Below are 16,390 nucleotides of genomic sequence, written 5' to 3'. Positions count from 1 at the left end.
GTTTGTCTCGGTTCGAACAAGGAGGCCATAAGCCTGGCCGGGCAACAGAGCTGAGTGGCCACCGGTCGTCGGTGCGGCCTTGTGGGTGGATCGGCCGCCATAATCGCGGCACGGTTCGAGCGGTACCGCTGGAGACGGAGGCGCAGATGACCCCGAGTGCGGAGGATTGGCCCGGGCCGGCGGAGGCCATACCGAAAAAGGTTTTTCGAGCTGGAGCGACGCCGATACAGGCCCATATTCCCCCGCGCACCGCCAAATTACGACTTCTCGCTCATCGCACGGGTCGAATTCGGTCGCGAGTAGGCGATCCGGATCCCGGAGTGCGGCAGGGAGATCGAGACCGCGCCGTCCTGGCCCGCTGTGAGGACTGATGGAACGCAGCAGACACCAGCTCTTGCATGGGCCGCTGTTCACCCGCAGCGTTCCGCTCGACCGCCGGAACGCGGCGAGCCGGATCAGCGCATACGTCTACGGCAACGTCCTGATCCTCGCCGCGTTGATCCCGGTCACGCCGTCCGTCGAGCACGTCGGCATCTTGGTCGTCCTCGGGACAGCCCTCTCGACGTTCATCGCGCATGCTTTCGCCGAAGGCGTGGGTCAATCGGTGCGCCAGAGCCATGGCTTGTCGCCACAGGAGCGATGGGCGGACCTGCGGGACTCCGTGCCCATCCTCAGTTCAGCGGTGCTGCCCTGCGCGATCCTGGCTGCCGCGGCGGTCGGGTGGATCGAACCGCGTCTCGCCCAGGTGCTCGCGGAGTCGGCCATGCTGGTGCGGATCGGCGGGATCGTCTTCGTCATCGGCCGACTCCACGGCGAGCGACCCCAACGTTCGACGCTGCTGGGAGCGGTCCTGCTGGTTTGCACGGCCACGACCGTCGTGGCGGTCAAGATCATCCTGACCCACTGATCCCACCGGGGCGCGGAATCGGCACCGCAGCACAGCGGCGTCCACGTGTTCTTCGCCGGCTTCCTCCGGTTGGGTCGCGATCGAGCCGCAGTTACGCGATCCCGCGCACGTGGGGAGTGCGCCCGGTGCAGAATCGCGCATATCCGAGCGGCTCGTCGAGGAAGGGAGCGCATCATGTCCGAGAATTCATCGGTGAAACAGGGAGTCGCGGCAGGAACCTCGATCGGGGCCGCGATCATTCTTGTCACCGTCGGACTACTGCAGTTGTTCCAAGGCATTGCGGCGGTGGCGGAGGACGAGGTCTTCGTCGTAGGCGTCGAGTACACCTACAAGTTCGATTTCACCGCGTGGGGCTGGATCCACATCGCGCTCGGAGCGCTGATGCTGGCGGTAGGGCTCGCGTTGTTCACGGGAGCACGCTGGGCGAGAATTGCGACGATCGTCATCGCCTCGATTTCCATTCTCGCGAACTTCTTGTGGCTGCCGTATTACCCGTGGTGGTCGGTATTGATCATCGCCCTCGACATCGTTGTGATCTGGGCGGTTACCACATGGAAGCCGGACGTCTCCAGCGAGCCGCGCTCGAGCGAGTTCTCCCACGGTGGGTCGCGGCCATGACCGATCGAGACGGCTCCGCCCGCCGCGGAGCCTGACGTGCGCACACACGCGCGCGACCGATGGACCAGGGCCGAGCGCGCCGAATACGGCAGATCGGCACGGCGCCGGACGCCCATCGACGGGATGGCCGAATTCGAGCGCAGCACCGATCGCGACCCGCTCGGACTCCTCGAAGCCCAGGCCGCGACCCGAATTCCCGAACTCGTTCCCGTGCGCTACGGGCGAATGGCCGCCGCGCCGTTCGCGTTCTACCGCGGCGCCGCCGTGGTCATGGCCGAGGATCTCGCCCGCGCCCCGGCCACCGGCTTGATCACTCAACTGTGCGGGGACGCCCACCTCAGCAACTTCGGCCTCTTCGCGACACCGGAACGCAACCTTGCCTTCGACCTGAACGACTTCGACGAAACCTACCCCGGCCCCTTCGAATGGGACGTTCGAAGACTCGTCGCGAGCCTCGCGGTCGCCGGGCGCGACAACGACCACAGCGGCAAACAACGCAGAAAGTACCTGCAGGCCTGCGCCGCCGAGTACCGCGAAGTCATGAACTCCCAATCCGCGCGCGGAGAACTCGCGGTCTGGTACTCCCATGTCGATGCCGAGACCCAATTCGAAGAATTGCGCGAAATTCTCGATTCCCCGACCAGGAAGCGCATCAAGAAGACGGTCGACAAGTCCCGGCACCGAGACAGCGTCCAGGCCTTGGCCAAGCTGACCACCGTGGTGGACGGGCAGCCGAGGATCACGAGCATGCCGCCGCTGATCGTCCCTGTCGAGGAGATCTTCACCGGCGCCGACGCCGCACAGTTGAACCGGGCACTGATCGAACGGCTCGGCCACTACCGCGACACGCTGCCGCCCAACTGCCGGGCCCTGTTCGACCGATTCGAATACGTTCAGGCAGCACGAAAGGTCGTCGGCGTAGGCAGCGTGGGCACCCGGGCCTGGATCATCCTGCTCCGCGGGCCGGGCAACGACCCGCTGATCCTCCAGGTCAAGGAAGCCCAGCCGTCGGTTCTCGCGAAGCACCTCGACGGCCCGTCGTTCACCGGCCAGGGCGAACGGGTCGTGGCCGGGCAGCGGCTGATGCAAGCTGCCGGCGATATCTTCCTGGGCTGGCAGCAGGGTGTGGGCGAAGACGGAGCGGTGCGGGATTACTACGTTCGTCAACTGCGCGACGGCAAAGGATCCGCCGACATCCAGACCATGTCTCCCGAACTGATGACTCGCTACGGCAGGCTGTGCGCACGCGTTCTCGCCCACGCCCACGCCCGCGCCGGTGACCGATTCGCGATCGCCGGCTACCTCGGCACGGACGACGACTTCGAGGAAGCAATGTCCATGTTCGCCGAGAGTTACGCCGACCAGAACGCCCGCGATCACGCCGCGCTGCTCGAGGCGATCGATGACGGCACGGTAATCGCCCGACCGGGGGTATAGACCAGTGCACGGCGACCGAGCCGTTCCCGCCGCCGCGGTGCCCCGTTTCCGGCGTCGGTGGGGGCGGACGGCATTCCCCGCGGCCGTCCTCGTGGCGTCCGCAGCGGAGTCGCTATGGGCCACCGGTGAACCAGGATTTGTCCAGGAGAGGAGCGCCCGATGTCGTCGGCGCCGACAGTGAGGTCGAGCAAGCTCGTGCTGGCCGTCTTGGCGTCGGGGCAGTTCTTGATGACGCTCGACAGCTCCGTGATGAATGTCTCCATGGCCACCGTCGCCCAGGATCTCGGTACCCCGATCACCGGCATCCAGACCGCGATCACCCTGTACACGCTGGTCATGGCTTCATTGATGATCACGGGCGGCAAAGTGGGCGCCATCCTCGGCCGCCGCCGGACGTTCGGGCTCGGCCTCGTCGTCTACGGCGCCGGTTCGTTCATCACCGGGCTCGCCCCGAACCTCACGACCCTCCTGCTGGGGTGGTCGCTCCTGGAGGGAATCGGCGCCGCCCTGATCATGCCCGCGATCGTCGCCCTCGTCGCCGGGAATTTCGCGCCCGAACGCCGTTCCGCGGCTTACGGTCTCATCGCGGCGGCAGGGGCGATGGCGGTCGCTGTCGGCCCGTTGCTCGGTGGCGCCGTGACGACGTTCGCGTCATGGCGGTACGTCTTCTTCGGCGAGGTCGTCATCGTCGTGCTGATCCTGCTGGTGCTGCGCCGGGTCGAGGACGCCCCCGCGAGCCGGGTCCGACTGGATGTCGTCGGGTCGCTTCTGTCGGTGATCGGTCTGGGCTCGGTCGTATACGGGGTGTTGCGGTCGAGCGAATGGGGGTGGGTGCGGACGGAGTCCGACGGACCGGCCGTGCTCGGTCTGTCGCCGGTCATCTGGCTGTTGATCGGTGGCCTGCTGACCTCGTACCTGTTCCTGCGCAGACAGACGTTTCTGGTGCGGCGGGGCCGCGATCCGCTCGTCGATCCGAGTCTGTTGCGGAACCGGCAACTCGTCGGCGGCTCGAGCATGTTCTTCGCGCAGTTCACCGTGCAAGCCGGCGTGTTCTTCGCCGTGCCGCTGTTCTTGTCGGTGGTGCTCGAACTCAGCGCGCTGGAGACCGGTGTGCGGATCCTTCCGTTGTCGGTCGCGCTCGTCGTGGCCGCGGCGGGCCTTCCCCGGTTCCTGCCACATGCCGACCCGCGCCGCGTCGTTCGGCTGGGTCTGATGGCGATGATCATCGGCGTTCTGATCCTGGCGGCCGGGATGGACCCGGGCGCCAACGCGGGCGTCGTGTCCATCCCGATGCTGCTGATGGGACTGGGTCTGGGCGCGTTGGCCTCGCAACTGGGCGCCGTCACGGTGTCGGCCGTGCCCGATTCGCGGAGCTCGGAGGTCGGGGGACTGCAGAACACCGCCACCACGCTCGGCGCGTCCCTGGGCACCGCGTTGATCGGGTCGATCCTGATCGCCACGCTCACTTCGAGCGTCGTCAGCGGCATCCAGAACAATCCGGCTGTCCCGGCGTCCGTGCGAGAACAAGCCACCACGGAGCTGGCTGCCGGGGTGCCGTTCCTGTCCGACAGCCAGTTGGTGGCCGCGCTCGACAGCGCCGGTATCGATGACGCCACCGCCGATACCGTCCTCGCCGTCAACTCCGACGCCCGCCTCGAGGCTTTGCAAGCGGCGTTCGCCGTTACCGCCCTGCTCGCGATCGCGGCGCTGTTCGGTACCGGCCTATTGCCTCGTCGGCCGGTAGCCCTGCGCGACGGGGAGGACCAGTTCTCGTCAGGGAAAGCCGAGCCGGATGCCGAGCGATGACTGGGGCGCCCTCGGACGTACGCGCCCAGCTAGCGTCGTTCGCCGTCGCCGTTGTCCCGGCCGCGCAGGTAGCGACCGATGGTGGTCTCGTCCAGAGCCAATGCTTTGACGACCGATGCCGCGCCCACGATCACCACCGACAGCACGAAAAGCCAGCTCACCGACGTGAAAGCCAACCCCAACGGACCGAAATGCTCTTGGGCGTTCGTCGTGATCCGAGGCAAGAGGACCCGGCCCGCCGCGTGCACCGCGGTCAAGCCGATCGCGGTGAGCAACCCAGACGCCCACAACAGCCGCCCGGTCAGCGCTCCCTTCGTCAGCAGATAAGGAGCCAGCATCCAGACGAACACCCAGATGACCACCTCGCCCAGCAAGGCGAGCAACCGACCGGCGTAGCGGATTTGCTCGAGGTCGCGGATCTGCCCCACCAGCCCGGCGGCGAGCGCCACCGCGAGCAGCGCGACCAGCCACCGCCAAGCCTCTCGCGGACCGATCGCGGGAACCTTCCAGACCGCCTCGTACACCCGCGCGAGAGCCCGCGCGAACGAGGTACCGCCGAGCAGGACCATCAGCAGGCCGACCACACCGAACGCGGCTATCGCCGGATCGGCGGACAGGGACCCGCCGTCGGTATACAGCGATCTGGAGTCGAAACCGAACTGGTCGTTGATCGTCTTCGCCGGCGCATGCCAGCCACTGAAGACGGACGCGGCGATCATCACCGGCAATACCGAGGTGAATATCTGGGCGGCGAGCGCCAGCGAGCGATCCACCAGTTGGATCTCGGCCAGCCCCTCGATCACGCGGCGCAGCGTCCGTCCGTACGGCGTTCCGCGCAGCCGGCCGGTCGCGGCCTGCGTACGCGCGATGGACACTTCGCGGGCCAATGCCACCGACAATTTCACGGACCGCACTGCGCTCACTGTCCTTCTGCTCGTTCGGTCAGGATGTCGAATAGTGCGCAATGGTCTCGGTGGAGACGAAACGAACGCTACGCCGACATCCGGGCAAACACGTCGACTTAGTCGATTCCGATGGCAAGCCGAACCCACCCCGACGAGATCGCCGAGCGCCGCGGAAACGGCACACCGGATGGCCTACCTGTGCTCCGGCTCCAGCTGGGCCGCGATGTTGTCGCCGCGGGCCTTCGCCAGCGATTTGGCGGCAGCAGCATTCGAGTCCTGGGAGTAAGTCGTGATCTGTATCTTCGTGTCGTTCCCTTTCAGGGGAATCGCGACTGCTTTGATGAAGGAATCGGGGCTGTCCCGGACGGCGGCGCGGCCTCACAAGCCGAGTAGCACCGGACGGCGCGGAATACCGTCGGTCATCAGCGCCTGCAGCAGGGCCGCGAGATCGCGGGGCGCGAACAAATCGGCACCGCGATACCCAGAGATGTCCGGTAATCGCCACCAACGGAATGCCGTGATGTTCTCAGCCGCCAGTTGTTGGTCGGTCAGCGCGCCGCGCGGGGTGAACGACGTGGTCCGGACAAGGTAGAAGTCGTTGACCACGCCGTCGAAACCCGGTGCGTGGCCGGGCGCGTGGACCTCTTGATGCCAGATGTGCGGGGGTTCGGCCTCCACCGTGAGGCCGATCTCTTCGCTCAGCTCACGCCGCAGCGCGGCGAGCGGTTCCTCCGCGGGTTCGATGCCCCCGCCCGGAGCGGCCCACACCACCGTTGCCGCAGACTCCGTCACGGAGTGACCGCACAGGAGGATGCGGTCGTCGGCATCGAGAACGATCGCGCGCACCGCGTGACGCAGACGGGCCGAGGACATTACGACAGACTATCGAGCCCGACCGGTTGCTCCCGACCGCCTGCGGGAAGTCTTCTCCCGGCTGCCGTCTCTGCCCTTTCGGCGTGGGTGATGGCCGTACATCGACAGCAGCCGGTCGGCGTCATCGACGACCGGCACCCGACATGCGCCGCGGCTGACGTCGGCACCGTACTGGGCGAGCGGATCGCCCGGCGTCGGGTTCGTGGTGCGACGCTGTCGGATATCGGCACGCGCAGAACATGTTTCGGCGGCATCGTCCATCATGGTGATGACCACGACCCAACACGAAGGTGCGGAGCGGTGAGCCGATGACCACGACGGATACCCTGCTGTACGGCGGCACCCGATGGGACGAGCGCGGCCGCTGGTGCTACGAGCTGATCCGCGCCGACGGCACGACCGAACGTGTGCCCGGTCCCGGCGCGCGCCTGGCATTCCGGGTCCGCGACGCGGCGCGATACTGCCTGGGATACAACGAGTTCGGCAGTTTTCCGGGACGGCGAGCGTGTCCGGATTCCGTGCGAGTCGCGAGCGGCCGACAGTGTCCGCAGTGCCGGGCGCGGGAGGGGTGGACGGCGGTGCACACGCACCGCGGGCCGATTTCCGCGCTCCCCGAGCAGATCCGTGACTACGTGTCGCAGCCGCACCACCTCTATATCGCCTATTTCGGTGACGGGTTGGCCAAGGTGGGCACGGCGTCGGCGGTACGCCGGCATCGCCGCCTGTACGAACAGGGCGCACTGGCCGCACGGTTCGTCGCCGACTCACCGGACGGCTTGCATGTGCGCGAACTGGAGCGGGTGGTGTCGGCACAAGCCGGTTTCCGGCAGGCCGTGGGCAGCGCCGCGAAAACACGCATCTTGACCAAGCCGATGGCTCCGTGGGCGGCAGTGGAGGCTGCGGTAGCCGCCGCAGCCGCCGAGGCGATCGCCGTGCTGCCCGCCGGGACGGCGCGGACCGACACCGCCTGGTCGGGCGGCAGCGAGTTCTACCGCATTGTGGCGCAGCGAGGCCGCTACGCGACCGTCGTCGACTTCGGCGGGGCGGGACTGGGGGAGTACGTCCTCGACACGGTGACCGCGCACGGGCACACCATCGCTTGCCGGCACGGATCGGAGACCGGAGAACTATTGCTGGTCAACGATGCTCAGCTCATCGGGCGACGTATCGAACTCGACGACTCGATCACCGTCGCCCCCGTCGCCGCGCAGACCAGCTTGTTCTGATCCGCTCAGCCGGAGCGGCGGACACCGGTCAGCTTCTCGGACACCTTCAGCGGCCGACGCACCGCCGGACCACTTCGAACTCCGCGCTCGAGTCCTACACGTAGCTGGTACGCGAGCGTGCTCGGCCATGCGTCAGTGGCGAAATGTCGAGAATGCTGAACGATTGCCATTCATGCTCATGCAACAGTAGCCGGGCCGCGATCGGCAATGTGGCAGGTCGCGCTTCGGGCACCGCTAGCGCCAAGCGATGATCCTGAGCTGGCCGAAGGTAGGGATTATGTTAAGTCGATACTCGGCGCAGCGACGATCTCGGTGCGATGCCGCAGGCAAGCGGGCCGGAAACGAGTAGTTAGCTACTCGCGTCGCGCAGGGCGGGAGGGGCGAGACTCGACTGGACCTCGAGAGGATGCCGGTCTCGGGGGGAGGCGATCATGAGAAACGACTCGCGAATACTACTGGTCGCGGCGGCCTTGGCAGGACTGCTGGGCGCCGCGCCGGTATCGGGCGCGGCACCGGAGCAGATACCCACCGCACCCGCCCCGCCGCCCAGCACGCCGGGACCGGCGTGGCCGATCACCACGCCGACGGATTTCCGGCTGCCCACCACCGAGGGGCATGATCCGCAAACGACCACGACCACGCAACCCGAGCCGACGACCACGACCACGAAACCCGAACCGACGAGCACGACCACAACGCCGGAGCCGACAACCACCACGACAAAGCCCGAGCCGACAACCACCACCGGGCAACCGCTCACGACAACTCCGCGACCGACAACTGCCGGTACGACCATCGTTCCGAGCGGAAGTTCCGCCGTGCTTCCCGTACCCACTCTCGTCGCGCCGGCCACCGCCGAACGGGGCACAGTCATCACCGTGCACGGCGAGGGCTGGCCCTGCGACTCGGTGCGCGCTTTTCCGGATTGGTCTGAAACTGTGGACGCCCGGGTCCGTGGCGGTTCGTTCGATACACGCGTCGATGTTCCCGACGGAGTCGAGCTGGGTGTGCACTCCGTTCTCGGCGCCTGCCTGGGTAGCCCTCAGCGCATCGTCGTGAAGGCATCCGTCCAGGTGATCCCCGCGCGGCTGGTGCCGACTACCGGTGAACCCACGACCACTGAGCCGACCGGCGCGCGTCCGACCTTGTCGTCGCAAGCCGATGACCGTGACCAGGACACCGGCGCAGGCGGCATGCTCGGCCTCGGCGGGTTCCTCGTCGCACTCGGTGCCGCAGCGCTGGTCCTGCGCAGTCGCCGGAACCGCCCGAGTGAAGCGCCGCGCAACGAGGACCCGCGTCTACCGCGGGTGCATGTGCGCGTGGTTGCCGACGGCCCCCCATCGATCCACGTTCGCCAGGTCGCCCGCACTCCGGACGTGCGGGTCCGGCTGCGGGCCTGCGAACCGTGGCTGAGTGTCAAGGAGGTGCTCGGATGACGAGTCCAGCGTCGATCAGGGCTCGGACAGTTCTGTTCCAGAACGCCCCGCACGAAGCCGGGGTAGGCGAACTGGCGGAGTGCCTGCACGAAAGAGGTGCCGAACACTTGGCCCTGCGCCGGGCCCCGGGCGTGGCCCCGATACTGGCGTCGGCGGCGCTGCACGAGGTGGCCGAGACCATCGACGGGCTGCTCCAGGTCGATCTGGGGAGTGTCGCGATCGGAGGTTGGCGCCGCTACGACCTGCTGCGCAGGGCGGCGATGCGCACCCGTGCCGGAGGAGCCGAACAGGTCACGCTGTTGGAGCACGAGATCACCCAGACCTACCGTCCGTGCCTGGACGTCACCATCGACGAAAACCCGGTGGGAGAGTTCACGATAGAACTCTGCGTGGCGATACTGCTCCAGCCGCTCGCCGCCACCGTCCGCAACGGGATGCTGGTGGCGCTCGGCCCCGGCGACTGCACCGTGACCGTATCGATCGGCGCACCGGACCTGGGCCCGATCATGAAACGCGAACGCACACTGCGTACGGCGACGATGATCGATTTGCGCTGGCCCATACCGCTCGTCGAACAGCCTGCGGCCGCGCCCGGCGGTGTGCCAAGGGTGCGGTCCCCGCAACCACGGTGGGCCGGTGGCTGACGGACTCGCCGGCCGCGGAGCCTCCGTAAAAACCTCTTGGCGGAGCACGGCGACCACTGCTACTTTTCCGAGGGCCGTGCGAGAGACCGAGGAGGTGGTACCCGTGAACGCAGTATCGACATGGGTGCTCCACTCTGGGGTCACGGTCGGGCGATAGGTCGTCCGGGAGCGCCGCTCAACAGCACTCCCGAAAGGCACGACTGTGCAATTCACTTCCGAACAGCGCTTCGACGACGGTGTCCTCGAGCGCGAATTCACCCTCGGCGAGATTCCGGGCATCCTGTGGACGCCCGGATCCGCGCCCGCACCGGCGCCGCTGATCCTCATCGGCCACCCCGGCGGACTGCGCCAGATGTATCCCCGACTTGCGTCCCGGGCCCGGCACTCCGCGACGGAGGGCTTCGCCGCGGCCACCATCGAGCTGCCCGGCAGCGGTGACCGACCCCGGTCGGCCGCCGCCGAGCAGGCCCGCGCCGACCTGCGCCGGGCGGTGACGGCCGGGAAGCCGGTCGACGACGAGATCGTCGAGCGGCTCGTCCTCCCGCTGGTCGAGCAGGCGGTCCCGGAATGGCGGGCCGCTCTGGATGTCCTGCTTTCGTTGCCCGAGATCGGCGGCCCGGTCGGGTACTCGGGAGGCGTGATATCCATCGGCCTGCGGCTGGCGGTGGTCGAGCCGCGCATTTCGGCCGCCCTGCTGTTCGCCGGGAGTTACGTCCCCCGCCGTATGTTCGAGGAGGCCCGGCAGGTCACCATTCCGCTGCAGGTCCTGCTGCAGTGGGACGACGAGGGAAATGACCGGCAGATGGCTCTGGACCTGTTCGACGCCTTCGGCTCCAAGGAGAAGACGCTGCACGCCAATATGGGCGGGCACACCGGCGTCCCGCAGTTCGAAGGGGACGCCGGGAACCGGTTCTTCGCCCGGCACCTGAAGTGAGCCCGGCGTCCTGGCCGACAGCAGACGATAGGCGCTGTCGGCCAGGACGCCGCTCATCGAGGACAGCCCCGGCCCCTCGAAGGCGGTGGCCCAGAGGCACAACCGCCCCGAACGGCTACGAGACGGCGATTGTGACCGTCCTGGTCTGCGTCTTGGCGGGCAGCTTGGTGGTGTCGACCATCAGCACCTCGCCCGAGTCCTGCACGCCGTTGACGAGCAGTTTCGCTTTCAGCCCGAACGGTGGCTGGTCGCCGGTGGCTCCCTCGATGCCGAAGTCGCTGTCATTGGCGATGTAGAGGGTCTTGCCGCCATCACGGGTGGCGACACCCTCGATCTTGTCGTGGCCGAAGAACTTGCCGTCGGCGTTCAGACCGTCCAGCAGGCCGCCGAGGTCCAGACCGGCCTTCTTGGCGACGGGGGCGATGCCCGCCTTCCGCAACGCGGCGGCGCCGTCCGCCGTGGACACGGCACCGACGAGAAGTTCCAGCGGTTTGCCGTCGACCAGCAGGCCCAGCTCCGGATCGTATTGCGCGCCCGGGACCTTCGCTTGCGGGCCGATGTCGGTGGCGCCGGTGATGTCGATCGTCCACAGCTTCTTGTCGGCTTTGGGCGGTCTATTGCCGTCGCGCTCGTCGACCAGGAAAGTGGTGTTGCTGAGCGCCGTGATCTCGGAGACCGCGAGCTTCTGCTTCGGCTCCTCCAGCGGATACACGAATTCCTTGACGTCGCGGGTCTTCAGGTCCACGGTGACGATTCGGGTCATGGGCACCTCACGCGCCGAGGCGACACCCGGCGCGCTGAGCCCGCTCTGCACGATGCCGACCAGCGTGCTGCCGTCCGGCGTGACGGTCAGCCCTTCCATGCCCTGGTTGGGCGTACGCAGGGAAAGCTCCTTGGGCAGGCCGCGTCCCGGCGCCAGCCGCTCCAGCTCGGTGCCGTTGGCGTCGAAGTGAACGATGAACGGCCCGTACTCGTCGGATACCCAGAAGCTCCCGTCGGGCATGGCCACCAGACCCTCACTGTCGATGCCGTGATCGGTGGGCGGCAGGATGGCGCCGTCGAGGTCGCGGATGGTCTCGCCGGTGCTTGCGGAGGTGTCGACCAGGCCGTTGAACGGCTGGCCCACCGAATTCTTCAACAGGATGGTGCTTTCCAGCACCATCCTGTTGCCGGCTACTTTGAACTTGGCGATGGCGGGTGTGAAAGTCGGTATGGGATCGAGTTTTTCGTTCTTGCCCTTGCCGTCCACGTTCGGTCCGCGGTCGGTCAGACCGTAGAACTCGTCGGTCGAGCCGGGCACCGGCGTGAAGGCCGACCCGTACCCGCTGCCCTGCAGGCTCACCCCGCCGAACTCGCCGAGCGGTGGAATATCGGTGGTGTACACCTTGACGGCGTCGGTGGTCGTCACGGTGAGGCTGTCGGACCCGGTGTATCCGGCCGCCGGCGTGTACACCACCGCACCGTCGGTGCGCCGGGTGATCGTGCCGTGCCGTGGATCGGCGATCCCGACCGCCGCGCTGCCGCCGGTCTCGGCGAGCAGATCATCCAGCGAGATCACCAAGGGCTGATCCCTGGCGGCGGTGAAGTCCGCCTCAGAACTCGATGACGAGCAAGCGGACAGGACGGCGGTCGCGCACACAGCGGCCATGACGAGTGCGCTTCGGGTGTTGCGGTGCGTTCTCACCAGCGATGGGTACCGCCCCCGCCCGACCATCGGCCGGCATCCAGCTGAACATGAACCGTCGATCCCGACAACCATCCGATGATTGTGCCGTGCCACCAGCGATGGTGAGGGTGGGTAGACACCTCTAGTCGCGCCAGACGGGTGGGCGCTTCGCCAGGAAAGCCGCCATCCCTTCCCTGGCACCGGGAAGTTGAGCGGCGGCGGCCATGACTTCCAGAGCGAGGGTGTAGGCATCCGCTTCGGGGCGGTCGATTTGGCGATAGAGGGTGCGTTTACCGAGTGCTTTGCTGGCCCGGCTGCCGCGGGTAGCGCGGGCGAGCAACTCGTCCACTGCGGTATCCAGGTCGGCGTCGGGCACGGCTCGGTTGATCAGACCCCATTGTTCGGCGGTGCGGGCATCGATCGGGTCGCCGGTGAGAGCCAGTTCCATCAGTCGTTTACGGCCCACGGCGCGGGCCACCGGCACCGCGGGGGTGTGGCAGAACCAGCCACCCTTGCCGCCGGGGAGCGCGAAACCGGCCGATTCGGCGGCGACGGCCAGATCGCATGAGGCCACCAGTTGGCAGCCGGCGGCCGTGGCCAGACCGTGCACCCGGGCGATCACCACCTGCGGCACCGACTGGATGGTCGACATGAGCTCGGTGCACAGCGTGAGCAGTTCCCGCACGCCGAGCAGGTCGCGCGCGGCGACGTCGGCGAAGTCGTGTCCCGCGGAGAACACCGGACCGTGCGCTCCGAGCACGATCCCGGTGGCGTCGGTCTCACCGGCGGCCCGGAACGAGGCGAGCAGTTCGGCGAGATGCTCGCCCGACAGCGCGTTGCGCCGCTCCGGCCGGTTCATGGTGATGCGCACCGTGTCGCCGTCCCGCACGACCAGCAAATGCCGATACTCCAAAGCGGTCATATCTCCACCGTAGAACGCGACGACACGTCATGTCGCGATCGCCGGTGGTAGGCGTTCGAGCACCGGACCGCGCCGCGCGAAATGGGACGGCACCCATGGCCGACTCTGCGGAACGTCGACCGAATCGCAGACGCGGGCTTTCCGCCTGGCATGGCTGGTCACGATCGGCAGCAGCCGCAACCGTACCGGTCCGGCACTGCTCTGAAGACCAGGCCGGCTCGCGGCTGTAGTCAGTCGCCGACGGACGAGGGGCGTGACCTCACAGGACGGTGAGGTCACGCCGGGAGCCGCGCCATCGGTCAGCCGCAACAAGTGGCGCCAGAGGCGATCGCTTCCTTCTTCGCCGTCGGGGTGCAGCACGCACCTTCGGCGGCGGCTTCCGCCGTCGTACCACAGCAAGCCTGAACCGCCTCGGCCTCGGCGGGCGTGGCCGCGCCGGTGAGTGCTGGTGCGGTGCCGAAGGTCTCACTGTCGGCCAGTACGGTGTAGACCTCCCAGCGTTCGTCGTTCGGGCCGGTGACCCAGACCTTGTCTTGGGTGGCGAAGCAGCAGGTCGTGGCGATCTGTTCTTCGGTGAACAGCCCCGCCTGCGACAGGCGGGCGATCTCCGCGTGCACCCGGTCGGAGCTTTCGACTTCGACGCCCAGATGGTTGAGGCCGCCGCCGTGGCCGGGGTTCTCGATCAGCACGAGTTTCAACGGCGGCTCGGCGATGGCGAAGTTGGCGTAGCCGGGCTTGCGCTTGGCGGGCTCGGTCCGGAACAGGGTCGAGTAGAACCGCACGGCCTGGTCGATGTCGTCGACGTCGAGGGCGAGCTGGATACGGGACATGACTACCTCCACTTGTGTGACATATATCGAAGAACCGGTTCGACGCCGAGTCTGCCACCTTTTCGACATATGTCAATGCAGCCGGTATGGTCGATCGCATGCCCAAGACGCTGCCCTTGATCGACATGTCCGCCCCGGTCTGCTGCCCGCCGGTCGCCGCCGGACCGGTCGACGACGACGCCGCGCTGGAAGTGGCGCTGCGGCTGAAAGCGATCGCCGACCCGGCGCGGGTGAAACTGCTGTCGCTGCTGTTGACCAGCGCGCCGGGCCAGGAGAACGGCGGCGACCTGGCCGCCGCGGTCGGGTTGTCGGAGTCGACGGTCAGCCACCACCTCGGCCAACTCCGCAAGGCCGGGCTCGTGGAATCCGAGCGACGTGGCATGAACACCTTCCACCGCGCCCGCCGCGACGCCCTCGCGGCATTGTGCGTGGTGCTGGACCCCAACTGCTGCCGCTGACCCGTGCGACCCGGGGCGGATCGCGTTCTCAGGCAGAGTTGGTGAAGCGGGTGGTCACCCTATGGCCTGCTGCATGGCGACTCCGTCGACGTAGGAGTGCTTCTCCTTGACCGCGCCGTCTTCGATCAGGACATAGTCCGCGAGATCGACGTGAACCTGCTTGCCGGTCGCGGAGGTTCCGGTCAGCTGCCACTGCACCACCCAGAAGTCCTCCCCGACACGCAGCGATACCAAGTGGAAGGTCAGGTCGGGAACCAGGGCGAAGGTCCCCGCCGCAGCCTCGCGGATGGCGCGCCTGCCTCGTGCGGGCTCCTGGCCCGAGTGCAGGTGGAAAACCGAGTCGACGGTGTGGAGTTCGGCGATTCGGGCCGGGTCGCGGTCCACCCAGCAGGCGTGGTAGCGCTCGAACAGTTCGCGCGTAGCAGTGGTCATGATGGTGGTCTCCGGTACTCCGTCGTGCGGACCATGTCACCTCAGTGTCGTCGGCGGCTGCCCGTCGCGGCGACAGGCGCATGCCTCCACTTCACCCACTTTCGTTGTGCCCACGCACAATGCACGCTAGTTTGACGGCAGTGACCCAGGACACCCGTCTCGCGCACCCGCGCCTGCTCCGCGAGCTGCGGGCGGACCTGGCTGCGATCTCCGAGATGATCACGGCGAGAATCGAACACGATGAGAAGGACTACGGCGACGCCGTCCTCGCTCACCACGAATTGGCCACGCTCGTCACCGACAGTCTCGCGGCATTGCTGGACGCGATCGCCGGCAGCCGGTACTCGCTCGAACCCGCGCACCGGGCCGGACGCCTCAAAGCCGAGCGAGGCATTCCGCTGGACAGTTTGCTGCACGCGTTCCGCGTCGCGGGCATGGCGTTCTGGGAGGTCATCGTCGAACGCGCTCGGCCCGACGACCGTTCCGCGCTGCCCCAGCTGTCCACCCGGGTATGGGCCACTGTCGACGAGTACTCCGTCGCGGCCGCCGACATCTATCGGCGCGTCGCGTTCACCGGGGGCGATCACCCCGATCAACGGCTGTTGCGAGCACTGCTCGATCCCGACCTCCCACCCGCGCAGCGCGAGGACTTGGGCACACGGATGCGGCTGCCCGCCCGAGGCACGTTCGTCATCCTGGTCGGCGACATTCGCTTGGCCGCGGCCGGAGTGACCACCGTGCGGACGCTGCTCGCCGACGACCGCGTCACCCTCGCCGCCGCGCACTCGCCGCTTTCGCTCGTCCAGGCACTCCACGGCGCGGCCACGCGCGCCGGCGCCAGTAGACCGTTCACCGACCTGGTCTCCGCCCCTGCCGCACTCGACCAGGCGCGCCTCGCGTTCCGGTGTCTGAGCCCCACGGACACCGAAATCCACACCTACGCTTCGTCGCCGGCGCGTGCTTTGATCGCGGCCCAACCCGCGCTTGCCGCCGACCTCTTCGCCGAGACGCTCACCGCATTAGACCGACTCCACCCCAGTGACGCCGCCGCTCTGGTGCAGACGGCTCTGGCCTGGTACGAGCTCGGCGGTTCGACATCGGCGGTGGGGGAGCGCCTGCACCTGCACCGCAACACGGTCTTGCACCGTCTCAAACGGATAGAGCGGCTCACCGGTTCAGCATTCACGGTGCCCGCCGATGCGGCGCTATTGTATCTGGCGCTGCAAGCACGGTTGCTCCGGGCACCGGGCGACCCGTGCTGACGGCAACGCTTCTCACCTTGCACGTCCGCGCGAA

Annotated in this window: 17 protein-coding genes; 10 read left to right on the top strand and 7 right to left on the bottom strand. The window is 67.6% G+C overall.

The genetic code is table 11. From position 1 onward, the window contains the following. The first annotated feature begins 370 nt into the window (after window positions 1–370). From ABZ552_RS12925 to ABZ552_RS12910, 4 genes are all read left to right on the top strand, one after another. Window positions 371–907, top strand: a complete 537-nt coding sequence (locus ABZ552_RS12925) for a hypothetical protein (RefSeq protein ID WP_357437128.1) — start codon at window positions 371–373, stop codon at window positions 905–907. Window positions 908–1,081: 174 nt separating this feature from the next. Further along, window positions 1,082–1,525, top strand: a complete 444-nt coding sequence (locus ABZ552_RS12920) for a hypothetical protein (protein ID WP_281880397.1) — start codon at window positions 1,082–1,084, stop codon at window positions 1,523–1,525. 36 nt (window positions 1,526–1,561) lie between these two features. Further along, window positions 1,562–2,962: a DUF2252 domain-containing protein gene (locus ABZ552_RS12915; protein ID WP_357437125.1), complete on the top strand. Its 1,401-nt coding sequence runs from the start codon at window positions 1,562–1,564 to the stop codon at window positions 2,960–2,962. Window positions 2,963–3,121: 159 nt separating this feature from the next. Then, on the top strand, window positions 3,122–4,768 hold the full coding sequence (locus ABZ552_RS12910) for an MFS transporter (RefSeq protein WP_357437122.1): 1,647 nt from the start codon (window positions 3,122–3,124) through the stop codon (window positions 4,766–4,768). A gap of 29 nt (window positions 4,769–4,797) precedes the next feature. Here ABZ552_RS12910 and ABZ552_RS12905 read toward each other — a convergent pair whose 3' ends face one another. From ABZ552_RS12905 to ABZ552_RS12895, 3 genes are all read right to left on the bottom strand, one after another. Beyond that, complete coding sequence (locus tag ABZ552_RS12905; RefSeq protein ID WP_357437119.1) at window positions 4,798–5,682, bottom strand: hypothetical protein; 885 nt, start codon at window positions 5,680–5,682, stop codon at window positions 4,798–4,800. A gap of 369 nt (window positions 5,683–6,051) precedes the next feature. Continuing rightward, entirely contained in the window at window positions 6,052–6,546 is a 495-nt protein-coding gene (locus ABZ552_RS12900; RefSeq protein WP_281918565.1) for an NUDIX domain-containing protein, read from the bottom strand. A 9-nt stretch (window positions 6,547–6,555) separates the two neighbouring features. Then, the gene (locus tag ABZ552_RS12895; protein ID WP_357437116.1) at window positions 6,556–6,822 is read right to left on the bottom strand and encodes a hypothetical protein; all 267 of its coding nucleotides are present in this window, start codon (window positions 6,820–6,822) and stop codon (window positions 6,556–6,558) included. Window positions 6,823–6,854: 32 nt separating this feature from the next. On the opposite strand from ABZ552_RS12895, the gene ABZ552_RS12890 reads away from it, so the two are divergent. The 4 genes from ABZ552_RS12890 to ABZ552_RS12875 all read left to right on the top strand — a co-directional run bounded on the left by ABZ552_RS12890 (window position 6,855) and on the right by ABZ552_RS12875 (window position 10,786). Further along, the gene (locus ABZ552_RS12890; protein WP_281918566.1) at window positions 6,855–7,772 is read left to right on the top strand and encodes a hypothetical protein; all 918 of its coding nucleotides are present in this window, start codon (window positions 6,855–6,857) and stop codon (window positions 7,770–7,772) included. Between the two features lie 431 nt (window positions 7,773–8,203). Continuing rightward, the gene (locus ABZ552_RS12885) at window positions 8,204–9,208 is read left to right on the top strand and encodes a hypothetical protein (RefSeq protein WP_281918567.1); all 1,005 of its coding nucleotides are present in this window, start codon (window positions 8,204–8,206) and stop codon (window positions 9,206–9,208) included. Beyond that, complete coding sequence (locus ABZ552_RS12880; protein WP_281918568.1) at window positions 9,205–9,852, top strand: hypothetical protein; 648 nt, start codon at window positions 9,205–9,207, stop codon at window positions 9,850–9,852. The genes ABZ552_RS12885 and ABZ552_RS12880 overlap by 4 nt, the downstream gene beginning before the upstream one ends. A gap of 202 nt (window positions 9,853–10,054) precedes the next feature. Further along, entirely contained in the window at window positions 10,055–10,786 is a 732-nt protein-coding gene (locus tag ABZ552_RS12875; RefSeq protein WP_281880408.1) for an alpha/beta hydrolase, read from the top strand. Window positions 10,787–10,901: 115 nt separating this feature from the next. Here the strand turns inward: ABZ552_RS12875 and ABZ552_RS12870 are convergent, their stop codons facing one another. The 3 genes from ABZ552_RS12870 to ABZ552_RS12860 form a co-directional block, all read right to left on the bottom strand. Continuing rightward, window positions 10,902–12,470 (bottom strand): esterase-like activity of phytase family protein, encoded by a 1,569-nt coding sequence (locus ABZ552_RS12870; protein WP_350356446.1) that lies wholly within the window; start codon window positions 12,468–12,470, stop codon window positions 10,902–10,904. A 124-nt stretch (window positions 12,471–12,594) separates the two neighbouring features. After that, window positions 12,595–13,374 (bottom strand): enoyl-CoA hydratase-related protein, encoded by a 780-nt coding sequence (locus tag ABZ552_RS12865; RefSeq protein WP_281880409.1) that lies wholly within the window; start codon window positions 13,372–13,374, stop codon window positions 12,595–12,597. Between the two features lie 299 nt (window positions 13,375–13,673). After that, window positions 13,674–14,204, bottom strand: a complete 531-nt coding sequence (locus ABZ552_RS12860) for an ArsI/CadI family heavy metal resistance metalloenzyme (RefSeq protein WP_281880410.1) — start codon at window positions 14,202–14,204, stop codon at window positions 13,674–13,676. A gap of 98 nt (window positions 14,205–14,302) precedes the next feature. Here ABZ552_RS12860 and ABZ552_RS12855 point away from each other — a divergent pair, with 98 nt between their 5' ends. After that, window positions 14,303–14,662, top strand: coding sequence for an Rv2640c family ArsR-like transcriptional regulator (locus ABZ552_RS12855; protein WP_281880413.1), 360 nt, complete (start codon window positions 14,303–14,305; stop codon window positions 14,660–14,662). Between the two features lie 54 nt (window positions 14,663–14,716). Here the strand turns inward: ABZ552_RS12855 and ABZ552_RS12850 are convergent, their stop codons facing one another. After that, on the bottom strand, window positions 14,717–15,094 hold the full coding sequence (locus tag ABZ552_RS12850) for a nuclear transport factor 2 family protein (protein WP_281880415.1): 378 nt from the start codon (window positions 15,092–15,094) through the stop codon (window positions 14,717–14,719). A 140-nt stretch (window positions 15,095–15,234) separates the two neighbouring features. Between ABZ552_RS12850 and ABZ552_RS12845 the strand changes: the two genes are divergently transcribed. After that, on the top strand, window positions 15,235–16,356 hold the full coding sequence (locus tag ABZ552_RS12845; protein ID WP_281880417.1) for a PucR family transcriptional regulator: 1,122 nt from the start codon (window positions 15,235–15,237) through the stop codon (window positions 16,354–16,356). Window positions 16,357–16,390: the final 34 nt, after the last annotated feature.

The organism is Nocardia sp. NPDC019219 (genome assembly GCF_040632645.1).
In the GTDB taxonomy this organism is placed as follows: Bacteria; Actinomycetota; Actinomycetes; order Mycobacteriales; family Mycobacteriaceae; genus Nocardia; species Nocardia sputorum.
The sequence above is the reverse complement of the archived record's forward strand: the minus strand, read 5'-3'. Positions and strand labels throughout refer to the sequence as shown.

What these genes read in the sequence shown, in the direction of transcription:
- ABZ552_RS12850 (WP_281880415.1), bottom strand. Translation starts at nt 15,094, where the DNA reads ATGACCACTGCTACGCGCGAACTGTTCGAGCGCTACCACGCCTGCTGG.
- ABZ552_RS12885 (WP_281918567.1), top strand. Translation starts at nt 8,204, where the DNA reads ATGAGAAACGACTCGCGAATACTACTGGTCGCGGCGGCCTTGGCAGGA.
- ABZ552_RS12865 (WP_281880409.1), bottom strand. Translation starts at nt 13,374, where the DNA reads ATGACCGCTTTGGAGTATCGGCATTTGCTGGTCGTGCGGGACGGCGAC.
- ABZ552_RS12900 (WP_281918565.1), bottom strand. Translation starts at nt 6,546, where the DNA reads ATGTCCTCGGCCCGTCTGCGTCACGCGGTGCGCGCGATCGTTCTCGAT.
- ABZ552_RS12855 (WP_281880413.1), top strand. Translation starts at nt 14,303, where the DNA reads ATGCCCAAGACGCTGCCCTTGATCGACATGTCCGCCCCGGTCTGCTGC.
- ABZ552_RS12925 (WP_357437128.1), top strand. Translation starts at nt 371, where the DNA reads ATGGAACGCAGCAGACACCAGCTCTTGCATGGGCCGCTGTTCACCCGC.
- ABZ552_RS12860 (WP_281880410.1), bottom strand. Translation starts at nt 14,204, where the DNA reads ATGTCCCGTATCCAGCTCGCCCTCGACGTCGACGACATCGACCAGGCC.
- ABZ552_RS12890 (WP_281918566.1), top strand. Translation starts at nt 6,855, where the DNA reads ATGACCACGACGGATACCCTGCTGTACGGCGGCACCCGATGGGACGAG.
- ABZ552_RS12880 (WP_281918568.1), top strand. Translation starts at nt 9,205, where the DNA reads ATGACGAGTCCAGCGTCGATCAGGGCTCGGACAGTTCTGTTCCAGAAC.
- ABZ552_RS12910 (WP_357437122.1), top strand. Translation starts at nt 3,122, where the DNA reads ATGTCGTCGGCGCCGACAGTGAGGTCGAGCAAGCTCGTGCTGGCCGTC.
- ABZ552_RS12920 (WP_281880397.1), top strand. Translation starts at nt 1,082, where the DNA reads ATGTCCGAGAATTCATCGGTGAAACAGGGAGTCGCGGCAGGAACCTCG.